The following is a 25059-nucleotide window of genomic DNA, read 5'->3' as shown; positions in this document are numbered from 1 at the left end:
CCCGGATAAGGAGACACATCATGAGTTTCATGTTCCGAAGCGTGCCGCGCATCGTCTGCGAAGCCGGTGGCATTGCCAAGACCGGCAGCCTGATCAAGGAACTCGGCGCCAGCCGTGTCACCATTGTCTGCGATCCGGGCATCGTCGAACTGGGCTTTGCGCAAAAGACGCAAGATGCACTTGAGGCCGCCGGTATCGCGGTTCAGGTCTTTTCCGAGGTCGAGGCCGACCCGCCCCAGAAAATTGTCGAAGCCGCCATTTCGGGGGCGCGTGACTGGAAGGCGGATGGCGTAATCGGCCTTGGCGGCGGCAGCTCGCTTGATAGTGCCAAGCTGGTTGCATTGCTTGCCAACAGCGATCAGACCATCGAAGAGATCTATGGGGTGGACAAGGCAACCGGTGATCGACTGCCGTTGATCCAGATCCCGACCACCGCCGGGACCGGATCGGAAGTTACATGGGTGTCGGTGATTACCGATAACGACCACCTGAAACAGGTTGTCTACACCCCGCAACTGATGCCCGATATCGCCCTTCTTGATGCGGAACTGACCTATGGCCTGCCGCAAAAGGTCACAGCGGCCACGGGCCTTGATGCCATGGTCCATGCGATCGAAGGCTATACCAGCCGCACACGCAAAAACCCGATTGCCGATGGCATGGCGGTCACCGCCCTTTCGCTGCTTGGCAAGAACCTGATGAAGGTGATTGAAAATCCGGGTGACAAGGAAGCACGCTCTGCCATGTTGCAGGGATCGCTGATTGCCGGGATGGCCTTTGCCAATGCATCGGTTGCCGCCATTCATGGATTGGCCTATCCGCTGGGCGCACGTTTCCACATCCCGCATGGTCATGCCAATGCGCTGGTCATGGCGCAGGTGATTCGCTTTAACCTGCCAGCCGCGAAAAAGCTGTATGCCGAACTCGCTCCGTGCCTGATCGAAGGGGTCGATTTCGACAGCGAAGACGCCGCCGCCGAGGCGTTCGTCAAACGGATCGAGGAAATGGTCCCGGCCAGCGGTCTTGAAATCCGCCTGCGCGATCTTGGCGTCACCGAAGAGTCCCTGCCGGAAATGGCCGAGGAAGTCTTTACCAAGATCCATCGCCTGATCGACAGCAATCCGCGCGACATGACCGCCAAGGAGATCGAGGCGATTTATCGCGGCGTTTATTGATTTGCCCGTTTGCAAACTTCGGTTTGTATCGTGGCACAAGAACCGGCGGCCTGTTTGGTCGCTTGGCCGCCGGTTCTAAAGTTATCAAGATGATCAGACCGGCTTAGCGAATGGCAACCGGGTTGATGATCATCTGTACAGCGCCCTTAAGCTTGGCCTGTCCAAGAACGAACAGGAACTCGTGCGCCCGGTCTGCGGCCAGGTCCCGGGTGACGATGTTTTCAAGAATATAGACACCGTTTTCTGCCAGAAGCTTCACATGGACCGGGAAGAAAGCACTGGGATCTTCATGGGGAACAGCTTCAAGCCCCCATGTATCGGCACCAACGGCCACAACCCCCTGATTTGCCAACCATTCCGCTGCTTCCAGACCAAGGCCCGGTTCGGTCGTTCCGTAAAGCTCATTGTCCTTCCCGACCAAATCAAGCCATCCGGTATGGATCAGAGCCACATCTCCCTTGCGAATTTCGGTACCCGCAGCTTTTTGGGCCGCCAAGATGTCCTCAAGGGTGATGACATAGCCACCTTCAAGACGATCAGTCCCCTTGATCGCAGCAACGTCAAGCAAGACACCACGTGTTGCCATCGGCGGCACATGTTCGATGCCCAGCTTGGTCAGGCCGGTGGCTGCGACCATGTCTTCGGCGTGGTTATTGTTATAATAGGTATGATGATCACCAAGATGGCCCAGACCATCAATCTGTGTCCCGACACCGAGCCAGCCGGTGAACATGTCATCGTTATAGGTTCCTGCATTGCTGCCGATTGTTTTGTTACCGCTTTGTCCAGGCGAGAAAACCGTCACAGCGACACCACGTGGTGCAAAGGCCGGCGTATCACGTGAAATTTCCATCCCCAGTGAATAGACCTTGCCTTCGGAAATCAGCTTACTGGCTGCAAGTGTTACGTCCGAAGTGAGATAGTTCGCTGCCCCGATTTGATCATCTGGTCCAAACGGTGATGTAAACCGGTCATCGGCCGAAGCGGTACCGATTGCGCCGATAAGACCAAGCATCATGGATGCAGAGACAAGCATTTTTGCTTTTTGCATTTTTTCCTCCCTAAGTTGATAAGGACTCAGGGAGCAGCAATTACAATGCCAACAAAAAAATGGCTCAAAACGGCGATCATTAAAAGAAATTTGAGCGGCAACCGATCAATCGAACACCTGACATGATCGGTTATCGCTCCGGCAAAACATGCAGGCGATCAGCCTGTCTCACCAAGCTCGCAATTTTTGTCATTCTATCTTTTGGGAAAAGTGATGGTGCCCCCGGGGAGAATCGAACTCCCACTCACTAGGTGAAACAGATTTTGAGGGCGGAGAAAACTCAATGAAATCAGTACATTTCCAAAATACAGGCAGCATTTCGGAGCTTGTATCTTGTACTTCGTGAATGAATTTACGGAATGGATTTCATCATATCCGCTGACCACGCAGTACTTAAGATTTCTCGGCTCAGATTGCTGTCAACTCCAAAGCTGAAACAACATGATTATTCAACCTGCCGTTCAGCGAGGCTATGAAAAATCGATAGGCGAAGATGACCGCGCGCAGAAGAACTCGGGGCTTTCTCAAACGAAAGTCCCTTTCATTTGATGGGCACATTCAACTTTTACGCCCCCAAAATTGGAAACGAGGGCCACGCATCACAGCTTGCTCAACAAGACACGTTCATTCTAATTGAAAAGAAAATCAGGCTTAACTCATGGACGATAGTTTCCGAGAGGGCCAGCTATTTACCCGGCCTAGCATGCAAGGCCCAATCACCTTCGGAAAAACGGTCATGTGCAAATTGTCCCTGATGCCAGTAAGGATAAATCAACGGCGGAGCACTGACCTCATCAAGACGTTTAAGATCATCTGGATCAAGCTTGACATCAAACGCACGGAAATTAGCTTTGAACTGATCGATATTGCTGCCCCCAATTACAAGCGATGAAACTGCGGGGCGGGTTAACAACCAAGCCAGTGCAATCTGGGCGGCCTCAACGCCATGTTTTTCACCCACCGAGATCAGGACGTCAACTATGTCCCACAAACGATCCTGATCCCGGATGGGTGGTTCGGTCCAGCCCGCAGCCTGCCGGGACCCTTCCGCAACAGGCTGACTACGGCGATGCTTGCCCGAGAGCAATCCCGCCGCCAATGGGCTCCAGACCAAAACTCCAAGCCCTTGGTCCACCGAAATCGGCAGAAGTTCATATTCTGCTTCGCGGGCCTCAAGGGTGTAATGAATTTGCTGTGTGACGAACCGCACACGGCGATCCCGTTCGGATGCCTGCAAAGATTTCATGATGTGCCAGCCCGAATAGTTTGAGCAGCCGACATAGCGCACCTTGCCCTGTGTGACCAAAGTATCAAGAGCGGCCATCTTTTCTTCGACCGGGGTGACGCCATCCCATTCGTGCATGTAATAGATGTCGATGTGATCGGTGCGAAGATTCTTGAGCGTCTTTTCGCATTCCCGGATCAGGTGATAGCGACTTACCCCTTCATCATTCGGGCCATCGCCAATCCGCATGCGGGCCTTGGATGTGACAAGAACCTGATCACGTCGGCCATCAAGAACTTCGCCAAGGATTTGCTCGGACAGACCAGTTGAATACATATTGGCGGTATCAAACAGGTTCACCCCGTGATCGATGCAGCAATCAACAAGACGGCGTGCTTCGGGCACCTGTTGCGAACCGACCATTGCGAACGGGCCGTCGCCGCCAAACGTAAATGTCCCCATCGAAAGGGCTGAGACTTTCAACCCTGATCTGCCTAGTGTTCTATATTCCATAACCCGGTCCTTTCGATGCAAGTCATTGCAGTGTGGTGCAAGGAGGAAAAGGTCTCAGCATGCCGCCCAAGCACGGCGCAATCATGCTGAGACTTAGAAAGTCAGCCTTTTACAAAGCGTGCGAGCGTTTCAATCAACAGGAAGGCAACCGTGCCCCCCGCATCCTGAAGACCTTTGCTTTTATCGGCAAACGCCGCAGCCTTGCCGTGCTGGGCGACCATATCCTTGGTTGCTACCAGCGCTGCCTGTCCGGCACGTGCGGCGTCTGCAACCGCATCGACCAACGGGTGGTTTTGGTCGGCAGATTGTTCAAGGCTCCGGGCGATGGGCTCAAGCACATCCAAGACAGTTTTATCGCCAAGTTTGGCTTTGCCGCGTTCGGCAATCCCGTCGGTATACGCCCGCCAGAAGGCCGTCATTTCCTTGGTACCAATCGCGGCAGCATCGTCAACAGCCTTGCCTCCGCGCATAAATCCGGTTGCTGTCAACGTCCCCATTGTCGAGGGCGCTGCCTTTGCCATTGCCGCACCAGCCATTTTGAACTGCTTGCCCAGTGGTTCGCCATCCATGTCAGAGACCGTTTTAGAGGCAGCCTCAAACGCAGAATTCATTGTTATGCCAAGATCACTGTCACCGACCTTTGCATCCAGGGCGATCAGCTCATCACGCTTGTCGCGAAACGTCTCATGAAAGGCTTCGAACAGGGCGGCAATATTGCCGGTATTAATCGTCTCCATCCTAGCCTCCGATTACTTTGCGAAATGTTTGAAGAATGGCGTGTCGGCTTTGGCGGCCATCAAGCGGTCAAGTTCTTCGTCAAGATGCAGAACCGAAACAGATGCACCGGCCATTTCCATCGAAGTCGCAAATTCACCGACCCAAACATGCTTCACGTTGATCTCGCGCTCGCTCATCAATTGGGAAACACGACGGAACATGATGTAAAGTTCTTCAAGCGGTGTCGCGCCAAGACCGTTAACCAGAATGGCAACATCGTCGCCTTTCTTGTAATCCTGCTCGGCGAAGATTTTCTCCATCATCTCGTCGACGAGCGGATCAGCAGCAGTCAGTTTTTTACGGGTAATACCGTTTTCGCCATGGATCCCCATGCCGATTTCCATCTCGTCATCGCCGATTTCAAAGGATGGTTTGCCAACTTCGGGAATGATGCAGCTGCTCAGCGCGACACCGATGGTGCGTGTGCGATCTTTGGCCTTTTCGGCAACGCGAACGACCTCTTCAAGTGACATGCCTTCCTGTGCGGCCGCACCGGCAGCTTTATAAAGGAAGAATATCCCGGCAACGCCACGGCGCTTGTGTTCTTCACCAACGACAGAGGACGCCACATCATCATTGCCGACAACCGACATCACCTTGATGTCTTCAAGGTCGGCCAGCTCGGTCGCCATATCGAAATTGATGATATCCCCGGTATAATTGCCGTAAATGTAAAGGACACCAGCCCCCTGATCGATATGCTTGGTCACTTCAAGCATCTGTTCGGCACTGGGTGACTGAAACACGCCGCCAACAGCCGCACCATCGAGCATGCCTTTGCCGACATAACCCAGAAACAGCGGCAAATGCCCCGAACCACCACCGGTGGCAATGCCAACCTTGCCTTTGACCGGCTCGGCCTTGACATAGCAGCGCTTGTCATCGGCAACATAGGTGACCTCTTTGTTCGCCAGATAGATGCCTTCAAGCATTTCATCGACGAAATTCTTCGGATCATTCATAAATTTTTTCATGATTTTCTCTTTATTTCGCAGGTTTGAATTTGCGCTGACGGGTTACGAAGAACGCCGCGGCAAGCAGAATGAACGCGCCGACGAACACCCGTTGCCATGTGCTTGGAATTCCAACCATCACAAGAACATTATCGACCACAACGACAAGCAAAACGCCCAGCATGGTGCCAATCACCGACCCGGTTCCGCCGGTGATCCGGGCCCCGCCCAGAACAACCGCTGCAATCACCGCAATTTCGGTTCCGACAAGATCAAACGGGTTCGCCAAACGGTTGGCCGTCACATGAACGATGCCTGCCAGGCCGGCCAAAGCACCAGCATAACCAAACACGAAAAGATGGACGATCTTGACGTTGTACCCCAGACGGGCGGTGACATCCGGACTTCCACCAAGCGAGAAGATGGCGCGTCCCATCAGGGTACGGCGCATGATCCACCAGGTCAGGATCGCTGCTGCTGGCAGGATCAGGAAGTAAACAGGCAAACTGACCGTTGCGCCATTTGCCGTTTCAAATTCTAGCAGGGAAATACGCCCGAACGTGCCCATCTGACCGGGCAACTCCATGATCCAGGTCGTGCCGACAAAAGCCAGCAAGCCGCCCCGAAACAGGTACTGCGTCCCAATCGTGACAATCAGAGACGGCACACGCAGCGTATAAACCAGAAAGCCATTGAGAACGCCCAGTGCAATGCCACCGGCAACCGCGATCAGGAACACGACATAGATCGGCATGTTCGGTGCATGGTTGATTGCCAGAAGTGTGATCGAATACATCGTCAGTGCTGCGATGGCCGTAAATGACACATCAATGCCGCCTGCCGCCAGGATCACAAAAACACCCAATGCAAACAGGCCGGTCACGACACTGGCACGACCAATATCAATCAGGGTGGATGGCTGCAAAAAGGCCGGGTTTGCAATGGCGACAGCGATACAAATGGCAATAAGAAGACCCAAGGTCACCAATTCCGGTTTCTTGGCAATCAGATCACCCAATCCCCGGCGCTGCTGCAATTGCCCGGATGCCGATACATGGCCCGGAGCAGGTTTGTTTGAGGTTCCAGCCGAACTCATGCTGCACCTTCCTGTACTGAACCAAGCATCGCCTGGTAAATATCGTCTTCACTTGCGGATGCCCCATTGAGGTCTGAGACGACCTCGCCGGCATTCATCACAAGTATGCGGTCACAGTTTTGAAGAAGTTCAGGCAAATCGTCGCTGACGATGATCAGCCCCATACCGTCTTCAGCCATTTTCTGAATTGTCTGATAGATCGCGTCCTTTGACCCGACATCGACACCAACAGTTGGACCATGCAGCACGAGAATTTCCGGAGTGATGCTTAACCAGCGACCAATCAGAACGCGTTGCTGGTTCCCACCCGAAAGCGATGAAACCGGCAATTCGATATCTGCGGTGTTCAGACGCATGTCGGCCGAAATTTCGCGGGCAATTTCCTTACCCTTCTTCATGTCGAGAATGCCCATGAACCCCGCAAGTTTACGCAGGATCAGAGCCACTTCGTTCTGATAGATAGATTTGCTTAAAAACAGGCCTTCGGACAGACGATCTTCCGGGACATAGGCAATGCCGGCATCAATTGAATCCGATGCTGTTGCAATGCGGATGTTCTTGTCATTGATAGAGATCGTGCCACTTGCCGCAGGCCGGATACCGGCTATTGCCAAAGCAAGTTCATTTCGCCCAGAATCCGACAGCCCGGTAATGCCAAGTACCTCGCCTTTGCGAAGATCAAATCCGACATCGTTGAAACGGCCCGGCATGCTGAAGTTCGAAAGCGACATCAGCGTATCTTCCAAAGGGCTACCTTCGCGGTATCGCTTTTCGCTGATTTGACGACCTGTCATCAGTTCGGCCAAATCGGCCCTGCTATAACTTTCAATCGGTCCTTGTGCCACGCATTGCCCGTCACGAAATACGATCGCATGCCCGCCAATACGATAGCATTCTTCGAGTTTGTGGGTGACAAACAGCACCGCGACATTTTGCGACCGCAGACGTGAGACCACATCAATAAGGTTTTCCACCTCGCGACGGGTCAGCGACGTCGTCGGTTCATCCATGATGACAAGGCGTGCTTCACAGGCAATCGCACGGGCAATTGCCACAAGCTGACGTGTTGCCAAAGGCAGTTCCGAGACAATCGTCGACATCAGTTCGGGTGTTACGTCCAGGCCCACTTGCGACAGGGCTTTGGTCGCCGTTTGCTGCATCCGCGCCCGGTCAATACGGCGCAGAAGCCTGCCGTGGCCTTCGACCAGTTGCTCCCCAAGGGCAACATTTTCCATTACGCTCAGATTGGGGATCAAAGACAGGTCCTGATAGACGGTCTCAATCCCGAAATCGAGAGATTGAATGGGGGTAAGTTCGTTAAACACCTCGCCATCAAGAACAATCTGGCCTTCGCTGGGCGGATGCGCCCCGGCCATGATCTTGATCACGGTGCTTTTGCCACAACCGTTTTCGCCCAGCAGGTGGTATACCTCCCCGGCTTCAAGTGACAGGTCAACACCGCGCAGGGCATGGACACCGCCAAAACGTTTGTGAATGTTTCTTAGTTCAAGAAAACAGCGATTTTTCTGCGTGTTTTGCGTCACCAGTCAGACCCTTTCCTGCTGACATGTCCCGGCCTTTGACGAGGCCGGGCGGCCCGAAACATGCCAAGACACATTCCGGGCTGCCTCAACCGGGTTCGCTTAGAAAAGGTAATCTTTGTAGGTTTCCTTATCGACAAGGACCATGCCATTGCCAACAATCAGAAGACCTTTGCCTGCGCCTGGTGTGACGGTCACGCTTTCGTAGCCTTCAACACCAAGGTCCATGCCATCGGTAACTTCTTTGCCTTCAAGCATCAGCTTGGCAACGGCATTCATTGCCATGCCAGCTTTCTGCGGATCCCAGAAACCAATTGCGGTGATCGCACCAGATTCCAGATAGGCCGTTGACGGGTTCGGAAGACCGGTACCAACCAGGCAGACCTTGCCGGCAAGACCAGCTTCTTCGATCGCACGTCCGACACCAAGAACATCGTTGCCAGCCGAAGTCTGGAAGCCCTTGATGTCAGGATGTTTGCGGAGGATTTCCTTGGCTTTTTCATAGGTACCATTGGCATCATCGAACGATTCATTGTTCGGGTCGACCAATTCCATACCCGGATATTTTTTGGCATTTTCTTCGCCGGCACCAACCCACTGCATGTGCGTACGGCTTCCCAGCGATCCAACAAACGTTGTCCACTTGCCTTTTTCGCCCATGCACTGCGCCAAACGTTCGTTCAGGGCCGCACCATAATCGCTGTTATCGAATGCTTCGATATCGGCATGGGTGTTGGTCTGGTTATCGGCTTCGTGCGTCACAACGATTGTGCCGCGGTCCATCGCGCGGCCAAGGATACCTTCGAGAATATCTGGATCCATCGGCACAACAGCCAGTGCGTCTACGCCAGTTGCCACAAGATCATTGACGATCTGAAGCTGCTGGGCGGAATCCGCCGTTGCCGGACCGACCTGACGAATATCCATTTCGGGGTTTTGTTCGGCAAACTTGGTAACACCGGTTTCCATACGATCAAACCATGGAATACCGCTAATTTTAACGACAGTCGTAATGGATTTTGTGTCCTGCGCCGAGGACGGAGCAGCAAAACCAAGAACAGACATCGCAGCCAGTGCGAAAGCTGTGGTTTTCATAAGGTTGGCAATTTTCATAATGTTTCCTCCCAATTGGAAATATTCTGTTTGGCCAGATGTTTCCCTCTGATTTTTGATTACTTCTGTGCGTGAGGGCTGCGCACAGAGGCAGAGATCGCATGTTTTTGCAGGTTAATCAGATCAAGCAATCTGAACCGCCCGATCGCGAGGAACCCAAGCAACAGGGCCCCCCAAGCGAAATCACGAATAAAGTTTGAAAGGCCCATGAAGTTGAGCATGCTCGACATCATCTGCAGCGTGATTGCCGACAGAACAACACAGATCACCCGCCCATAACCGCCTTCGGGTTTAACACCGGCCATCACCGCAATCAGGATCGCCACCAGAAGGTAGGATGTGCCGTAATCCCACTTCACGTTGATGGTCCGCGCGGCAATTATGATCCCGGCAAGCGACGACAGGATGCCGCTTACGGTATAGGTCGAAATGATCACTTTGTTTTTTGGAAACCCGGCATACTCAGCGGCCTTGGGGTTTGACCCATTGAGCATCAGCCACATGCCAAACGGCGTATAGCGCAGAACAAAACCGATGATGCAGGCAACCCCGATGAACAAAAGGAAACTGATCGGGATTTCAAACAACAATCCGTTGCCGATTTCATAAAGCGGGCCCGGTGCACCAACCCTTACCGAACGACCATCGGAAATCGCAACGGCAAGCCCGATAAACAGCATTTGCGTGCCCAGCGTGCAAAGGATCGCCGTGATTTTAAGATAGGCAATCAACAGGCCGTTCAGCAAACCGCCAAGAAACCCGGTTGCCAATGCCACCACGATAAAGATGAGCGAGAAAATCTCCGGGTCCTGAGAGGCAGAGAAAAAACTTACAGCAATGGTCGCAGCGACGACGCCCGAAAGATTGGCCAACGCGATCCCCGACAATTCGATGCCGCCATTCCCGACACACATCGCCAGCAAAACACCGATCGCCAACAACCCGATTTCAGGCACTTGGCCCGCCATCGACTGAAGATTAAACAGCGAAAGATAGTTTCCATCAGAAACAATCGCGCCCGCCGTCATCAACGTGACGATCAGCCCGATTAGAACGGTCAGGTGCCCGTCAAAAAAGCGCATGGATCCTCCCCATACTTTTAGTAAATTTTTATGTTTATTGACTAAAAACTATCAATTCATTTTTATGTTGGCAAGCATCTGTTTGACACAAACTGTTACATCACAGTTGCATTGATATCCGGCAGGATGTTTACTAAAAAACATAAACAATGAAGAATCAGGGAAGAGCACCAAGGTTAAGTACATGAAAAAAAATAACAAACCGACGATCAAACAGATTGCCGAACAGGCGGGTGTCTCCCCTTCTACGGTGTCGCTTGTTCTGAATGGCAAGGGTGAAATTTCCGGCGTTACCCGTTCACGGGTCCTTGAAGTTGTTTCTTCGTTGAACTACCTGCCGCGCGCTCCCAAAAATCGCGAAAAAACGGCGAAAACCATCAAGTTTCTCAAGATCGCCAAACACGGTCATACTGTGAACCGTGACCATAGCCATTTCATTTCTGATTACATTGACGGTATGTCATCAGAGGCAACCAGTCGTGGTTATAAGCTGCAGGTTTTAAGCTATGAAAATGTCACAGCAAGTGACATCACAGACATCCTGGCAAATTCGGATGCAACGGCCGCCATCATACTTGGCACCGAGCTAACGCGTGAAGATATTCAGAAAATCCAGGACTTCAGATTACCAACTGTTTTTATTGATTCTTTTTATGATCTCATTGATGCAAATTTCGTCGACATGAACAATGGCGATGCGGTTTACACCGTGCTTTCGCACTTAAAAGATCTTGGTTTTAGTAAAATTGGCTTTGTCGGCAGTGAAACTCAGACCCGAAACTTTGCTCTGCGCAAGAAAGCCTTCCTGAAAAACATGCACCATCTCGGACTGACAGTGAACAGCAGTCACATCCTGTCAATCGGTTCCACCATCGCCTCGGCATATGAAGATAGCTTCAAGGCGCTTTCCAATCACGACAGCCTTGCTGAAGCTTATTTTTGCGCGAACGACATCATGGCATATGGATTTACCAAAGCCCTGAAAGAAAAAGGATATAAGATTCCACAGGACATCTCGATCGTCGGGTTTGATAACCTTCCAATGAGCGCCACTCTTGACCCGTCCTTAACGACGATAGATGTTTCGAAACGCAAAATCGGAAGCATGGCTGTTACGGTACTTGATGAACTCTTAAATGCAGAGGGCTCCCTGCCTGCGGTCAAGGTTCAGGTCGGCGCAGAGCTTGTTGTCCGCGCAAGTACAACCCCGAAGAAAACCGACTGATAACGCAATGTTCCATCACCATTGCCAACACTGCCTTTAAGCACCCCGTATCTCAACGTGGCACATATCGATTAATACGCAGCGTCTGGAAAAGATGTGGGAAGCTAAAAGAGCAAAACCCAACCGATTACGGCTGGGTTTGGAAAAGCGATGGTGCCCCCGGGGAGAATCGAACTCCCACTCACTAAGTGAAACAGATTTTGAGTCTGCCGCGTCTACCAATTCCGCCACAGGGGCAGGCAATTCGGGTGCGTGTGCGCACCCTCCATCAACGGGCGGGATAATAGCCGTAAATTTCGCCGGGTCAATGGGGCTTTGTGCAAAAATACGTCTGCGTAGATACGGATAAACTGCGCCATTGCGATTGCCGGCAAAATGCGGTTTGATCTGGCCTGTTTTCAAGGCCAAGCGCCGCTCCCAAATCGCAGACAACATGACAAGGCGCTATTGCCGTGATCCGCAGCCTCTATGACTGGACCATGAACCTTGCCGGCCACCGCCATGCCGGCTGGGCCCTGTTTTTCATTGCAGCGATTGAAAGCTCTGTCTTTCCGATCCCGCCTGACATTTTGCTGATCCCGATGATCATTGCCGCCCCGACGCGCGCCTGGCGCTATGCGCTGATTTGCCTCGTCGGGTCTGTCCTTGGCGGGCTTGTCGGATACGGTATCGGTTTCTTCCTGTTTGAAACGGTCGGACAGCCCGTGCTTGAGCTTTATGGCTATGCCGACAAGTTTGATCAGTTCCGCGACTATTATAATGAATGGGGTGCCTGGGCGGTGTTCATTGCCGGTGTAACGCCATTCCCCTACAAGGTAATCACCATCCTGTCGGGTGTGACCGCACTTGACCCGGTTGTCTTTACGCTGGCATCGATCCTGGCGCGCGGATTGCGGTTCTTTGTCATTGCTGCCCTGATCTGGAAATTCGGCCCTGTCATCCGCGACTTCATCGAACGTCGACTGGGCCTCGTTTTCACCATATTTATCGTGGTTCTTGTCGGCGGGTTTGCCGCGATAAAGCTGATCCCGCATGGTTGACCCGACGCCAAATTCTGATGCACGCCAATAAACGGACCAACTGATGTTCAATTTGCTGCGCCCACGCTTCATCCCGGCCTTTCCACCCCTTGCCCTGCTGCTGGTTTCAGCGGGCAGCATTGGCTTTGCCTTTTACGCGCAATATGTCCAGAAGCTGCTTCCCTGTGTGCTGTGTCTTTATCAACGTGTGCCATTTTATATGGTTGCCGGTCTTTCGATCGTCGCGCTGTTGCTGATCCGCTTTCCTGCCGCCGCACGAGCGGTGGTTTATCTGTGTGCTGCGACCTTTGCCGTCGGAACGGCGATTGCATTTTACCACGTTGGTGTTCAGGAATTGTGGTGGGAAGGGCCCGCCATGTGTGGGGGCGTGCAAAGCGGCGCCGCATCCGTGGCAGACCTCAAAGCGCAGCTTATGGCACAACCGATCATTCGCTGTGACAAGATCGACTGGACCCTGTTTGGCATCACCATGCCGACGGTCAACGTGTTCTTCTCGTCAGCACTCACTGTTTTCTGCCTGATCGCATCGTCGCGCTGGATGAAGAAATAACCGCGAACACCTTCGACGCTGCTGAAGCCAAGCCTCACAAAACCCGTCTGACACGTCAGGCGGGTTTTTGCATTTCCAAAGGCCGCCTTTTGCGCGAACAATTGCTCAGAAATCTGACAATTCTTCGCCTGATAATGAGAATTGTTATTGTTTGCAGAAAATTCCCGGTTATATTGAGACCCATTCGCACCATAAGTTCCGACTGCACAAAGGACCCCATTGTCGTGAGCGCCATGGCATTCCATCCGCATATGACCAGCCACATCGAAGGTATTTCCCTTCTTGATGACCTGCGGTTCCGTCGCTGGAACACCGCCATTTCCGATTTATGGCATGTGGAATGTGAAGCGGAGGCCGGGGGAACCTATGTTTCGCAAGCCCCGCGTCTGGTAGCGATCATTGATTGCGTGGGCGATGGGCGTATCAACGTCCGTTCCTCAGATGACGCGGCAGATCAGCAACGTCGCGGCAAAGGATGCCTGTCCTATATCCCGGCCGGGATGGAGGTCTCATCCGAGGTCTTCGGCGCGTGTCGTCTGCGCCATCTTGATATCCATCTTGATGTCGACGCGCTTGAAAACAGCATGGGCGCCCCACTTGACCTCGCGACCCTAGAAACACCCCGCATCGGTTTTTGTGATCCGCGCATCAATACGTTGGTTCGGTTGCTGGCCGACGACCTGCAAAGCGAACACCAAAGCCCGCAGATCTATGGCGAAGGTTTGATCAGCGCGTTGACCGCGGCCCTGCTGCAACCGCGCGCGGCAAGTGAACCGCAACGCAAACGCGGCAAACTGGCACCGTACCATTTGCGCAAGTCGGTCGATTATATCGAACAGAATTGCGGACGCACCATCCGCCTTGATGAACTGGCACAGTTGACCGGGCTCTCGCAATCCTATTTCTGCTCGGCCTTCCGCGAAAGTACCGGCATGCCGCCGCAACAGTGGCAGATGAAAGCCCGGGTGGAGCGCGCCAAAACCCTGCTTAAAGATGCCGAGACACCGCTAGCGTCGGTCGCCCTTCGGGTCGGCTTTGCCGATCAGGCGCATTTGACCCGCGTGTTCCGCAAAATCGTTGGCACCACGCCGGGTGCATGGCGCAAGGAACAGATCGCGTAACTTAAGCCAAATTCCGTTCAATACGCCGAAATCCGGTTCAATATCCCATCCCCCAACGCGTGATATCGAAAAGGCCATCATCACAGATGACCCGCCGGTTCCCGCCCGACAGGTCGTCGTCAAAGACAACCGATACAGGGAATCCCAAATGCGTTTTACAGGACAGAAATTGTCTTCAACCCTTTTGCTGGGTACGGCACTTGCATTGGTTTTTGCCGCACCCGATTTTGCGCTTGCGCAGTCTTCAGATGACGCGACAGAACGTGACGGCGAAAGCACTACCCTTAAACCTCTGATCATTGAGTCCGAAGCAGAGCCTGCACATGCTCCTGTAAACGGATATGTTGCTACACACAGTGCAACCGGCTCAAAAACCGGCACCGCCATTGAGGAAATCCCGCAATCCGTATCCGTTATCGGCCGCAAAGAGATGGACAGCCGCGGTGTCGACAAAGTCGATGAAGCATTGCGATATACCGCTGGCGTATTCACCCAGCCTTATGGCTCCGACACGGATACCAACTGGTTCTTCATTCGTGGCTTTGAAGCAACCCAGAGCGGAGCTTATCTTGATGGCTTGCAAAACTACGCCTATGGCTTTGGCGCATTCTTGGTCAATGATTACACTCTTGAAAGGGTAGAGGTCCTTCGCGGTGCCGCCTCTGTCCTGTATGGCAGCACCAATCCCGGCGGCATGGTAAACTATGTCAGCAAACGCCCGACCGATGTGCCACTGCGCCGTCTTGAGTTTTCCGTCACCGAGACGGGGAAATATGGCACAGGCATCGATTTCAGCGACAAGCTTAGTGACGTTGCAGCATACCGCCTGACCGGTAACTTTACCAATGGCGACGAACAGGCCGACGACAATGAAGGATTCCAGGGGACGGTTGCACCAAGCTTAGCCTGGACGCCGAACGAAGACACCAGCCTGACCCTGCTTAGCAGCTTTACCTTCGTGGACGGCAAGCATAATGGTGGCCTTGGTTTCCTGCCCTATTTCGGCACTGCCAAAGATGCGCCTTATGGCAAGATTGATCCGGAAACCAACTTCTCTGAACCCGACCTTGATAAAAACCTGCGCCGTCAGGTTATGGTCGGTTACGAACTTGAACACGATCTCAATGACGACCTAACCTTCCGCCAGAATGCGCGGATCGGACATGCGGACATTCATGAGATTTACTACTACCCAAGTGGCTATGCCACCGGTGGAACATCACCAACAACCACCAATTACGACCTTGATCGCTGGGGGTTCGAACACCGCACCCAGATCACATCCATCGGTCTTGATAACCAGCTCGAACAGCGCTTTGAGACCGGTGCACTTGATCACACATTGCTTGGTGGCATCGACCTAAAGCGGTTTGATATGTCGCGCAAAGAATATTCCGGCGCAGGTACCGATATTGATCCGCTGAATCCCGTACATGGCACCGCACAGGTCGCACGATCTGCCTATCTCGATCAGGACATTGTCATGAACCAGATCGGTGTATATGCTCAGGATCAAATCCGATTTGGTGACGGCTGGATCACGACGCTGAATGGTCGTTATGATTATGTCAAAACCGATGGCGACGATCCGATTTCCCGGTACAACAACTATAGCGAAACCACAGGTGAGTGGAGCGGTCGCGCTGGCTTGGCATATACCTTCGACAATGGTCTGACCCCGTATGTAAGCGCTGCAACGTTCTTTAACCCGGTTCTCGGTTCAAGCTCCCAAGGGGTGTATGAACCGGAAACCGGCAGCCAGTATGAAGCAGGCCTGAAATACGTCCCCAATAGCTTCGATGGCCTTTTCACGGTTGCTGTATTTGACCTGACCCGTCAGAACGTGATTACCGGCACCTTCCAGAACGAGCGTCAGCTTGGTGAAGTTAACTCACAGGGTATCGAGTTTGAGGCCAAGGCGAACATCACTGAGAACCTGCTGCTCAGTGCTAGCGCAACTGCCTACGACCTTGAAGTTACCAAGGACGAAGACGCAAGTGTGATTGGTAAGCAACCGGTCACCGTCCCGACCGAGATGGCGACCCTTGGTCTCGATTACACCATCCGTCAGGGCACGCTCAGCGGCCTTCGCCTAGGTGGTGGTGTACGTTATCAAGGCGCATCCTATGCGGACGAGGCCAACCAGTACGAAGTACCGGCAGCAACATTGTTTGACGCTGGCCTTGGCTACGGCGTTGAGAACCAGTGGAACCTCAGCCTCAATGTCAGCAACCTGTTTGACAAGGAATATGTCGCAGGTTGCAGTTCAGCCACGGCCTGCGGCTATGGCGAAGGACGTACGGCACTTCTAAAGCTTACCCTCGATCTGTAAGTTTTCTTGAACCAGCGAATACAAAAAAACCGACGGTCCTGCCGTCGGCTTTTTCGTTGCCAAGCTGAACTTTGTAAAAGTTTTGGTGTCGACTAGAAGTCGTATTCCAGTTCGGTATCCCAGTATAAAAAATCCCGCCAACTTTCGTGAAGATAGTTTGGCGGGAAACGGCGTCCTGTGGTCTGGAGTTCGTGCATCGAGGGCTGTCCCGGCGTCCTGCGTAGTCGCAGGCCAGCCTCGCGCACCGATCGACTGCCTTTAAACAGGTTGCAGTCAGAACAGGCCGTGACGATGTTTTCCCAATTGGTTCGCCCTCCGCGCGCACGCGGGATGACATGATCAAAGGTCAGTTCATTTGTCGGCAGGCGGTCGCCGCAATACTGACAGGAAAATTCATCGCGCAGGAAGACGTTAAACCGGGTAAAGGCCGGGCTGCTTTTAAGCGGGACATATTCCTTGAGCGAGATGACGCTGGGCAGGCGCATTTTAAAGGAAGGAGAGCGTACTTCGCGATCGTATTCGGAAAGAACATCGACGCGTTCAAGAAAGACTGCCTTGAGCGTATCCTGCCATGACCAAAGAGATAGCGGGAAGTAGCTCAACGGCCGAAAATCGGCGTTAAGAACAAGTGCCGGACACGCATTGGGCGATAAATGCATACCATCCGCTCCACCGTGTTTACCGAGTCGCTTGCCTTATTTAGCAGGTCCGGGAATCGCTGTTGATGAACATATCATGACGTTTCACCAAACCGGGCGACACGGCGACGTAAACCACTGATAGAGCAAAGTATAGAGCAAATTTCCAAAAGCGCAAAGCTCGTGTTCTGCCGAGTCGCGTTTATTGAGACTGCACCCTTGCGTAGCCCAAGAAACCCTTGGATAACTGCCAGTGCGGCACGGCACAAAAAAAGCCGCCCGACGATGTCTGGCAGCCTGTCTGGTGCACCTGAACCGATGCATCGGATGGCCAAGCCCAGAGCCGAAAAAAACGAAAGGCCCGCTAAAAAGCGAGCCTTCGTAAATTCTGTCTGTAAAGCAGAAGCCTTAATTAGGCAGCTTTTGCTTCAACAGCTTTGGCGACCTGGCGTTTGATTTTCACCAAATCTGCCGGCAGCTTTGCATTTGCAGTGCTGAGCAGATACGCATCCAGACCACCACGTTTTTCGATGGTGCGGACAGCATTGGTGGTCAGACGCAGACGCACCGAACGACCGAGCGACTCACTAAGCAGCGAGGTCGGCTGCAGGTTCGGGAGGAAACGACGTTTGGTACGATTGTGGGCGTGGCTCACATTCATGCCGACCAAAACGCCTTTGCCGGATACCGGGCAGCGACGTGCCATGACCTGATCTCCTGGTCTATAAATTCGCAAAAGGACGCTTGGCCTGAACATGCAGGCCCGCGCTTGGAAGCGGGTTATTACCGCCTCTAACCCATGCCGTCAAGCCTTCATCAACCGAAAACCGCGACAAAAACGCTTATCAGAGCTGTTTTGACGATAATCCTTGGTTTGTGCCGGTATTTGCCCAACTCAACCGCACGGAATCTGATATTTTCCAAACCGGGGCGACAATAACAAAGACCCCATTTACAGGCAATTGCGCCATCCTGAGACAGTGCGAACAATCGATTCTCTGTGTTTATATAATAAGAGTACCCTGCTTCATGCCTGCAAAGGCCTTTGGATTCAAACTGTCGCGTTTATTGATACGGATCAAAACGCCTACGCGCACAGCATGGTAGGTTCAACACCATGAGTTAAGAAATCCGTTTCGGGAGCATGACGGGACATGAAATCAGATAGCAAAGTTTCTCTGCCGCTTTTGGGCATTCTGCTGGTCGCTGTAATTGGCTTGGCACTTTACCTTGCCGGTTATGTTCTTGCCGCGTTCGGCGTTCCGATCGCGTCCTTCTGGATTTATGTCGCACTGGCGCTTGTGCCGGTCAGCTTCCTTGTTCTGATTGATTTTAGCCGCTGATTCTGTCCCCCAGCAGAACAGGACTGTGAACGGCTTGCCACACTTGCGGCAGGCCGTTTTTTTTTTGCGCCAGTTCCAAAGAAACAGCCTCAGGTCGGCAAATCCGGATCAGTTTTCCAGTGAATGTCACGACACGGAAGTTGTCCCGGACGGGCAAAGAAGTACCCCTGATAGGCATCTACCCCCATCGCGCGGAGTTCCGCGCGCTGTTGCGGGGTCTCGATCCCCTCGGCAATGACCTTAAGACCAAAGCGATGAGCGATCAGAATTGCCGCCTCGATCACCACGCGGGCATTTTCATCCATCGACAAGACAAAGGATTTGTCGATCTTGACCGCATCGACATGAATTTCATGCAGGCGCGACAAGGATGAATACCCGGTCCCGAAATCATCGATATGAATACCAACTTCCATCGCGTGCAGATGATCAAGCACGGCGGAAATCTGCGACGTCTGGCGTTTTTCAAAGATCGATTCCGTGACTTCCAAAACCAACCGACTGGATGCAAGACCGGTTTCCGTCAGGATGCGCGAAACCATATCGGGAAAATTCGGCATCACGATCTGACGGATCGAAACGTTGATGGCAATTTTCGTGGTGACCGGAATCTCGGTATTGTCATGCAGGGTCTGGCAGGCGCGCCGCATGCACCATTCCCCGATATCAACGATGAGCGCGCTTTCCTCGGCAATTGGAATGAATTCATCGGGTGGCACAGTGCCAAGCACCGCGCTATTCCAGCGCAAAAGCGCCTCGTAGGCGATTATTTCGCAACGGGTTGCATCAATGACCGGCTGGTACTCGATATAAAACTCATCAGCACTCAGTGCCCGGCGCAGCGCCTGTGTCACGCTCAGGCGGCGTTCCTGCTCCGTCAGCAGCATCTTGTCGTAGTTATGCACACTGCCCCGGCCGGATCGCTTGACCTCGGCCGCGGCCAGATCCGCCCAGTGGATCAGTTCGGATATCGACGGATTACGTCCGGACGAAAAGGCAACGCCAGTACTGAACCCGACATGCAATGTATGACCGACAATATTGATCGGCTGATTAACCGCACGCTGCGCCAGTTCAACCGTGGTTTCGACCAGTGGGTGAAGCTCTTCATGCGGGGCGGCCAGAACGATCAGAAACTCATCCCCGCCCCAACGGCCCAACGCATGGCGGTCATCAACACATTCCCGAAGTCGCATACTGACAGCACGCAGAACTTCATCACCAATCGCGTGGCTTAAGCCATCATTGATCTGTTTGAACCGGTCGAGATCGATAAACAGCACAGCGTAATCCAGAAGCGCGTCCGATCTCTTTTTATGTTCGAACCATGCGACAATCCCGTCACGGTTCAGGATACCGGTCAGGGCATCGTGTTCGACCAGATTGCGCAGCTCCTCTGTGCGCTGTTCGACCCGCGCTTCGAGGGTGGCATTCCAGTTTTCGGTAATCCGGTTTTTCTGCCTGAGGTCTTCGACCAGCCCATGGTTCTGATGCTTCAGGACGAAGGATCGGAAAAGGACAGCATGGTTGTTCCGGTGCGTCACCAGCATCACCATAAGGAACACCAGCCCCAATGCCGACAGGATGTAGTTCGATTCTGGCATCAGCGAGAGAATGACCGCCGGCGGAAGCAACAGGGCGCAAAGGTAAATGCGCCCGACCCAAAAGACGGGCGCCAGAATTCCCGTGGCGCCGCCGGCCATACCAGCGATGATAATCATGGTGAGAAACTGGCTTTCACCATGGACCGTCGGAATTTCGATCACTCCGACCATTGACCAAAGAAGCCCGGTTACAACCACACCAGTCTGGTAGCGAAATCGCCACTTGCGCAACAAGGCATCGGACAGGTTACTGACGTTTTCACGCTCCATCCGGTACAGATACCCACCCCAGAAGCGCACAAAACAGACCACCGTCACGACCATCAACCAGACCACAGTGATCGGTGCAAGATCGCCCAGCAGCCAGAGCATCACAACCAAACTGCCGCCCGCAGCAAGGTTGACCAAAATGTTTGCCCAATTGTTGCGATAGGCCAGATCAAGAAGGTCGCGCTGAACCTTTCCGTTCAACTCTTCCCCGGCACTTATTTCTATGCCCGGGTCGAGAATGCGCTTCGCAATTCCCCTAACCAAGCCAGCATCTTTTTTCATCTGGTCTTGTGCCCCCGACATCATCGTTCGATCAAAACATCCTATACGGAGGTAATAATCAACGACAACGGGAATATGAAAAACACAAAATATTACGGCTTACTAAGGGATCACCGACCAGCCCCGGTCAATCAGAAATGATCCGCCAGCTTGATCACGTCGGCGGGCAACATCCCCTCTTCGCGCATGGATCTGAGCGTCTTGGATTTGTCACGCTTGGCAAAGCGTTTGCCATCAGGCCCGGTCAAAAGCCCGTGATGGTGATATTCCGCCACGTCATAGCCCAGCAATTCCTGCAACAAACGATGCAGGTGGCTGGCAAAAAACAAGTCCTCACCACGAGTGACGAGGGTTATGCCCTGCAGATCATCATCATGGGTAACCGAGATATGATAGCTGGTCGGGGTATCCTTGCGTGCCAGAACCACATCGCCAAAGATTTCCGGGGTGGCGATCTGTTTGCCTGCCGAGCGATCAAACCATGTCAGTTCCTTGCCCACCCGTTTGATCGCAGCCCACATATCAAGGCGAAGTGCATAGCTTTCACCGGCTGCAATGCGATTCTTGCGTTCGGTTGGCGAACACTGTCGGCAGGTCCCGGGATAAAGCGCGCCATCCGGGCCGTGTGGTGCGTTGCCGATGCGGGCGATTTCCGCCTGAATGTCCTTGCGGGTGCAAAAGCACGGATAAAGAAGTTCCATGTCGAACAAGCGATCCAGCACCGCCTGATAATCGGCAAAGTGATCGGACTGCACCCGAACCGGTTTTTCCCATTCAAGGCCAAGCCAGGCGAGGTCTTCATAGATCGCATCCAGATATTCCGGACGACACCGGGTCTGGTCGATATCTTCGATCCGCAAAAGAAAACGGCCATCCGGCCCGGCCTGTTTTGCAGAAAACAAGGCTGAGGCCGCATGGCCGAGATGAAGATATCCGGTCGGGCTTGGTGCAAAGCGGGTGATCGTGGTCATCCTTCAAGCACCCCTGCCCTTACCAGCGGTCGCGATCGCCTGTGGCATGATCGCGGGCCTGCGCGTTATCGGCGGGCACATGGCGCATCGGACGTTTGGGCTGGCGCGCGCCCTGCTCGTCAAACAGATCGGACAATTCACGCAGCATGGTGCCACCGAGTTCTTCCGGATCGTTGATCGTGACCGCCCGGCGATAATAACGCGTGACGTCATGACCGATCCCGATCGCCAGAAGTTCGACCGGAGATCTGGTTTCGATCCATTCGATCACTTCGCGCAGATGACGTTCCAGATAATTCCCGGAATTGACCGAAAGGGTCGAGTCATCCACCGGCGCACCATCGGAAATCACCATCATGATCCGGCGTTGTTCGGTGCGACCCAGAAGACGTTCATGCGCCCAAAGCAGTGCTTCGCCGTCGATGTTTTCCTTAAGCAGCCCTTCGCGCAGCATCAGACCAAGGTTCTTGCGTGCCCGACGCCATGGCGTATCGGCAGCCTTGTAGATGATGTGCCGCAGATCGTTCAGACGACCGGGTTTCGGCGGTTTTCCGGCCTCGACCCAGCTTTCGCGCGACTGGCCACCTTTCCACTGACGGGTGGTGAAACCAAGGATTTCGACCTTAACGCCACAACGTTCCAGTGTGCGGGCCAGAATATCAGCCGACAGGGCGGCAATCGTGATCGGACGGCCCCGCATGGAGCCGGAATTATCGATCAGAAGGGTGACAACCGTATCGCGGAAGTCGGTATCCTGTTCCTGCTTGAACGACAGCGACGTCGACGGGGTCGAGACGATGCGGGCCAGCTTGGCGGCATCAAGAATGCCTTCTTCAAGGTCGAAGTCCCAACCACGGTTCTGCTGCGCCATCAGGCGGCGTTGCAGACGGTTGGCAAGCTTGGAAACCACGTTCTGAAGGTTGGCCAGCTGCTTATCAAGCATGGCGCGCAGGCGCGACAGTTCGAGGTTTTCACACAGATCATCTGCGGTGACGACCTCGTCAAATTCGCGGGTAAACGGCTCATAGCCACGTTCAACTGGCTCGTTGCGGCCATCAAATTCCGGCTGCTCGCCCGGTCCGGCAGGCTTTTCTTCCTGCGACATGGCTTCAAGCTGCTGATCATCGATGTCGCCTTCACCGGCTTCGGCTTCTTCGGAACCGGCGTCGGTTTGATCATCGCTGCCATCAGGTTCGGAATCGTCATTCTGGCCCTGCTGGCCGCCCTGACTTTCCATGTCTTCCTGATCGGGATCATTTTCGCCGTCTTTTTGCTCGTCATCCTCGCCTTCCTGTTCGGGCGGGGCATCGTCGAGGTCGTCTTCAAGCGAAAGGTGATCAAGCAATTTGCGCATGCCGCGTGCAAAGGCATCCTGATCGTCCAGCAGATCACGCAGGTTGCTCAGGTCTGAACCGGCATTTTCTTCGATATGTGAACGCCACAGATCAATCAGCGGACCGGCAGATTCAGGGGCCTTTTCACCGGTAAAGACTTCACGCGCCAGCATCCCGATCGCATCGGCAAACGGGGCATCGTCGCGCGATGTCACACGGTGATAGTTCTTGGCATGGCAATCCTGTTCGGCATGTTCGCGAAGGTTTTTGCGCACACCGGGGAAATACCGCGAACCCACTGCTTCGACACGTGCAGTTTCAAGCGCATCGTAAACAGCCTGTGCCTCGGCCGTTTCGGGCATGCGTTTGGCGTGCAGGGTGGCATCATGGTGGCGCATCTTAAGCGCCCAGCCATCGGCAACACCGCGCAGATCGGCGACTTCATCCTTGGGCATAGACTGTTTGGGCATCGGCAAACGCACATGTTCACCATAGCCGCCCGGACGCCCGCCTTTGACAAAGCCGACTTCCAGATCATTGCGCCCGGCAAGCGCACGAAACGTCGCTGCCGTGCCGCGCAAGAAGCCGGAAAGAGCCTCATCATTCTTCATCGCACTACTCGCTTGTGGAACCAGTTCGCCAATCTGCTTAAGAGCCACGCCTTAGCGGACCATTACATTAATGGCTTCCTCAGGCAGTTCTTCACCAAAGCAACGCTGGTAATATTCCGCCAAAATCGGACGTTCGACTTCATCGCAACGGTTAAGGAACGTTACGCGGAAGGCATAGGAAACGTCGCCAAAAATCTTGGCGTTTTCTGCAAGCGTGATCACGGTACGCGGGCTCATGACGGTCGAGATATCACCAGCCACAAAGCCCTGACGCGTCAGATTGGCAAGGGCAACCATTGCCTCGATCTTCTGGCGGCCTTCGGCAGTATCAAATGCCGGAACCTTGGCGGTGACGATGTTGGTTTCGTCTTCGACCGACAGATAATTCAGCGTCGCAATGATCGACCAACGGTCCATCTGTGCCTGGTTGATCTGCTGAGTACCGTGGTAAAGGCCCGTGGTATCGCCAAGACCGACCGTGTTCGAGGTTGCGAACAGGCGGAAATGCGAATGCGGGTGGATGACCTTGTTCTGATCAAGAAGGGTCAGCTTGCCATCGACTTCAAGCACACGCTGGATCACGAACATCACATCGGGGCGACCGGCATCATATTCATCAAACACCATCGCAACAGGGCGTTTGAGCGCCCAAGGCAAAATGCCTTCGCGGAATTCGGTGATCTGTTTGCCATCACGCAGAACAATCGCGTCCTTACCGATCAGGTCGATACGGCTGATATGGCTATCAAGGTTCACGCGCACGCACGGCCAGTTCAGACGCGCTGCCACCTGTTCGATATGGGTCGACTTACCGGTGCCGTGATAACCCTGGATCATCACGCGGCGGTTATGGGCAAAACCCGCCAGGATCGCCATCGTGGTATCGCGATCAAAACGATAGGTCGGATCAATCGCCGGCACATGTTCGCTGCCCTGACTGAATGCCGGGACTTCCATATCGATATCGATCCCGAACGTTTCACGGACGGAAATGGTGATGTCGGGTGTATCAAGCGGATGTTCTGCCGCTGCACCGCTCGCTTCGTAACCTTGGCTCATAAGTACTCGCGCGTTTTTCGGACCGGCGCTGGTGACGCGGTCGTTTCGTTAAACTTGCTCATTAATAGCGGTTATGACGCATCACACAAAGGGAAGATGCGCAAAAAATATCTATTATCGCAAAAGGTTTGGTCGATAAGACCTTCCAGATAC

At 53.6% G+C, this 25059-nt stretch carries 21 protein-coding genes and 1 tRNA gene; 7 read left to right on the top strand and 15 right to left on the bottom strand.

Features of this window, described 5'->3' with window-relative positions:
- Positions 1–20: 20 nt before the first annotated feature.
- The gene (locus IT893_RS02130) at positions 21–1175 is read left to right on the top strand and encodes an iron-containing alcohol dehydrogenase (protein WP_120225668.1); all 1155 of its coding nucleotides are present in this window, start codon (positions 21–23) and stop codon (positions 1173–1175) included.
- Between the two features lie 103 nt (positions 1176–1278).
- Here IT893_RS02130 and IT893_RS02125 read toward each other — a convergent pair whose 3' ends face one another.
- The 8 genes from IT893_RS02125 to IT893_RS02090 form a co-directional block, all read right to left on the bottom strand.
- Positions 1279–2226, bottom strand: coding sequence for a cyclase family protein (locus IT893_RS02125; RefSeq protein ID WP_197146667.1), 948 nt, complete (start codon positions 2224–2226; stop codon positions 1279–1281).
- A 685-nt stretch (positions 2227–2911) separates the two neighbouring features.
- A complete protein-coding gene (locus IT893_RS02120; RefSeq protein WP_197146666.1) occupies positions 2912–3964 on the bottom strand; it encodes an aldo/keto reductase in 1053 nt (350 codons plus the stop codon).
- A 101-nt stretch (positions 3965–4065) separates the two neighbouring features.
- Positions 4066–4701, bottom strand: a complete 636-nt coding sequence (locus IT893_RS02115; RefSeq protein ID WP_197146665.1) for a dihydroxyacetone kinase subunit L — start codon at positions 4699–4701, stop codon at positions 4066–4068.
- A 12-nt stretch (positions 4702–4713) separates the two neighbouring features.
- Entirely contained in the window at positions 4714–5715 is a 1002-nt protein-coding gene (locus IT893_RS02110; protein WP_197146664.1) for a dihydroxyacetone kinase subunit DhaK, read from the bottom strand.
- A 10-nt stretch (positions 5716–5725) separates the two neighbouring features.
- Positions 5726–6790, bottom strand: coding sequence for an ABC transporter permease (locus IT893_RS02105; protein ID WP_008889919.1), 1065 nt, complete (start codon positions 6788–6790; stop codon positions 5726–5728).
- Complete coding sequence (locus IT893_RS02100) at positions 6787–8334, bottom strand: sugar ABC transporter ATP-binding protein (protein ID WP_197146663.1); 1548 nt, start codon at positions 8332–8334, stop codon at positions 6787–6789. Before IT893_RS02100 ends, IT893_RS02105 begins: the two co-directional genes overlap by 4 nt.
- Positions 8335–8433: 99 nt before the next feature.
- Positions 8434–9444, bottom strand: coding sequence for a substrate-binding domain-containing protein (locus IT893_RS02095; protein ID WP_008889917.1), 1011 nt, complete (start codon positions 9442–9444; stop codon positions 8434–8436).
- 59 nt (positions 9445–9503) lie between these two features.
- A complete protein-coding gene (locus tag IT893_RS02090; protein ID WP_197146662.1) occupies positions 9504–10526 on the bottom strand; it encodes an ABC transporter permease in 1023 nt (340 codons plus the stop codon).
- A 184-nt stretch (positions 10527–10710) separates the two neighbouring features.
- Between IT893_RS02090 and IT893_RS02085 the strand changes: the two genes are divergently transcribed.
- Positions 10711–11751 (top strand): LacI family DNA-binding transcriptional regulator, encoded by a 1041-nt coding sequence (locus IT893_RS02085; protein WP_197146661.1) that lies wholly within the window; start codon positions 10711–10713, stop codon positions 11749–11751.
- Between the two features lie 151 nt (positions 11752–11902).
- Here the strand turns inward: IT893_RS02085 and IT893_RS02080 are convergent.
- Positions 11903–11988: transfer RNA gene (locus IT893_RS02080), tRNA-Leu, on the bottom strand.
- Between the two features lie 215 nt (positions 11989–12203).
- Here IT893_RS02080 and IT893_RS02075 point away from each other — a divergent pair.
- The 4 genes from IT893_RS02075 (at position 12204) to IT893_RS02060 (ending at position 16794) form a co-directional block, all read left to right on the top strand.
- Entirely contained in the window at positions 12204–12791 is a 588-nt protein-coding gene (locus tag IT893_RS02075; RefSeq protein ID WP_008889914.1) for a YqaA family protein, read from the top strand.
- A gap of 43 nt (positions 12792–12834) precedes the next feature.
- Entirely contained in the window at positions 12835–13341 is a 507-nt protein-coding gene (locus tag IT893_RS02070) for a disulfide bond formation protein B (protein WP_197146660.1), read from the top strand.
- 233 nt (positions 13342–13574) lie between these two features.
- Positions 13575–14462 (top strand): helix-turn-helix transcriptional regulator, encoded by an 888-nt coding sequence (locus tag IT893_RS02065; RefSeq protein WP_197147638.1) that lies wholly within the window; start codon positions 13575–13577, stop codon positions 14460–14462.
- Positions 14463–14610: 148 nt separating this feature from the next.
- Entirely contained in the window at positions 14611–16794 is a 2184-nt protein-coding gene (locus IT893_RS02060) for a TonB-dependent siderophore receptor (protein WP_197146659.1), read from the top strand.
- Between the two features lie 92 nt (positions 16795–16886).
- On the opposite strand, the gene IT893_RS02055 is transcribed toward IT893_RS02060, so the two are convergent.
- Entirely contained in the window at positions 16887–17453 is a 567-nt protein-coding gene (locus tag IT893_RS02055; RefSeq protein WP_008889910.1) for an HNH endonuclease, read from the bottom strand.
- Between the two features lie 391 nt (positions 17454–17844).
- Entirely contained in the window at positions 17845–18138 is a 294-nt protein-coding gene (rpmB, locus tag IT893_RS02050; protein ID WP_008889909.1) for a 50S ribosomal protein L28, read from the bottom strand.
- A 448-nt stretch (positions 18139–18586) separates the two neighbouring features.
- Between rpmB and IT893_RS02045 the strand changes: the two genes are divergently transcribed.
- Positions 18587–18775 (top strand): hypothetical protein, encoded by a 189-nt coding sequence (locus tag IT893_RS02045; protein ID WP_008889908.1) that lies wholly within the window; start codon positions 18587–18589, stop codon positions 18773–18775.
- Positions 18776–18864: 89 nt separating this feature from the next.
- Here IT893_RS02045 and IT893_RS02040 read toward each other — a convergent pair whose 3' ends face one another.
- From IT893_RS02040 to cobS, 4 genes are all read right to left on the bottom strand, one after another.
- Positions 18865–20850, bottom strand: coding sequence for a bifunctional diguanylate cyclase/phosphodiesterase (locus tag IT893_RS02040; protein ID WP_252724051.1), 1986 nt, complete (start codon positions 20848–20850; stop codon positions 18865–18867).
- A gap of 212 nt (positions 20851–21062) precedes the next feature.
- The gene (gluQRS, locus tag IT893_RS02035) at positions 21063–21902 is read right to left on the bottom strand and encodes a tRNA glutamyl-Q(34) synthetase GluQRS (protein ID WP_197146657.1); all 840 of its coding nucleotides are present in this window, start codon (positions 21900–21902) and stop codon (positions 21063–21065) included.
- A 19-nt stretch (positions 21903–21921) separates the two neighbouring features.
- The gene (gene cobT, locus IT893_RS02030) at positions 21922–23847 is read right to left on the bottom strand and encodes a cobaltochelatase subunit CobT (protein ID WP_064781123.1); all 1926 of its coding nucleotides are present in this window, start codon (positions 23845–23847) and stop codon (positions 21922–21924) included.
- Positions 23848–23898: 51 nt separating this feature from the next.
- Positions 23899–24906, bottom strand: coding sequence for a cobaltochelatase subunit CobS (gene cobS, locus IT893_RS02025; protein WP_008889904.1), 1008 nt, complete (start codon positions 24904–24906; stop codon positions 23899–23901).
- Between the last annotated feature and the right edge of the window lie 153 nt (positions 24907–25059).

The sequence above is a fragment of the Thalassospira sp. A40-3 genome (genome assembly GCF_015871485.1).
Taxonomy (GTDB): domain Bacteria; phylum Pseudomonadota; class Alphaproteobacteria; order Rhodospirillales; family Thalassospiraceae; genus Thalassospira; species Thalassospira tepidiphila.
Note: the sequence above shows the minus strand (reverse complement) of the source record. Positions and strands in the feature narration are given on the sequence as shown.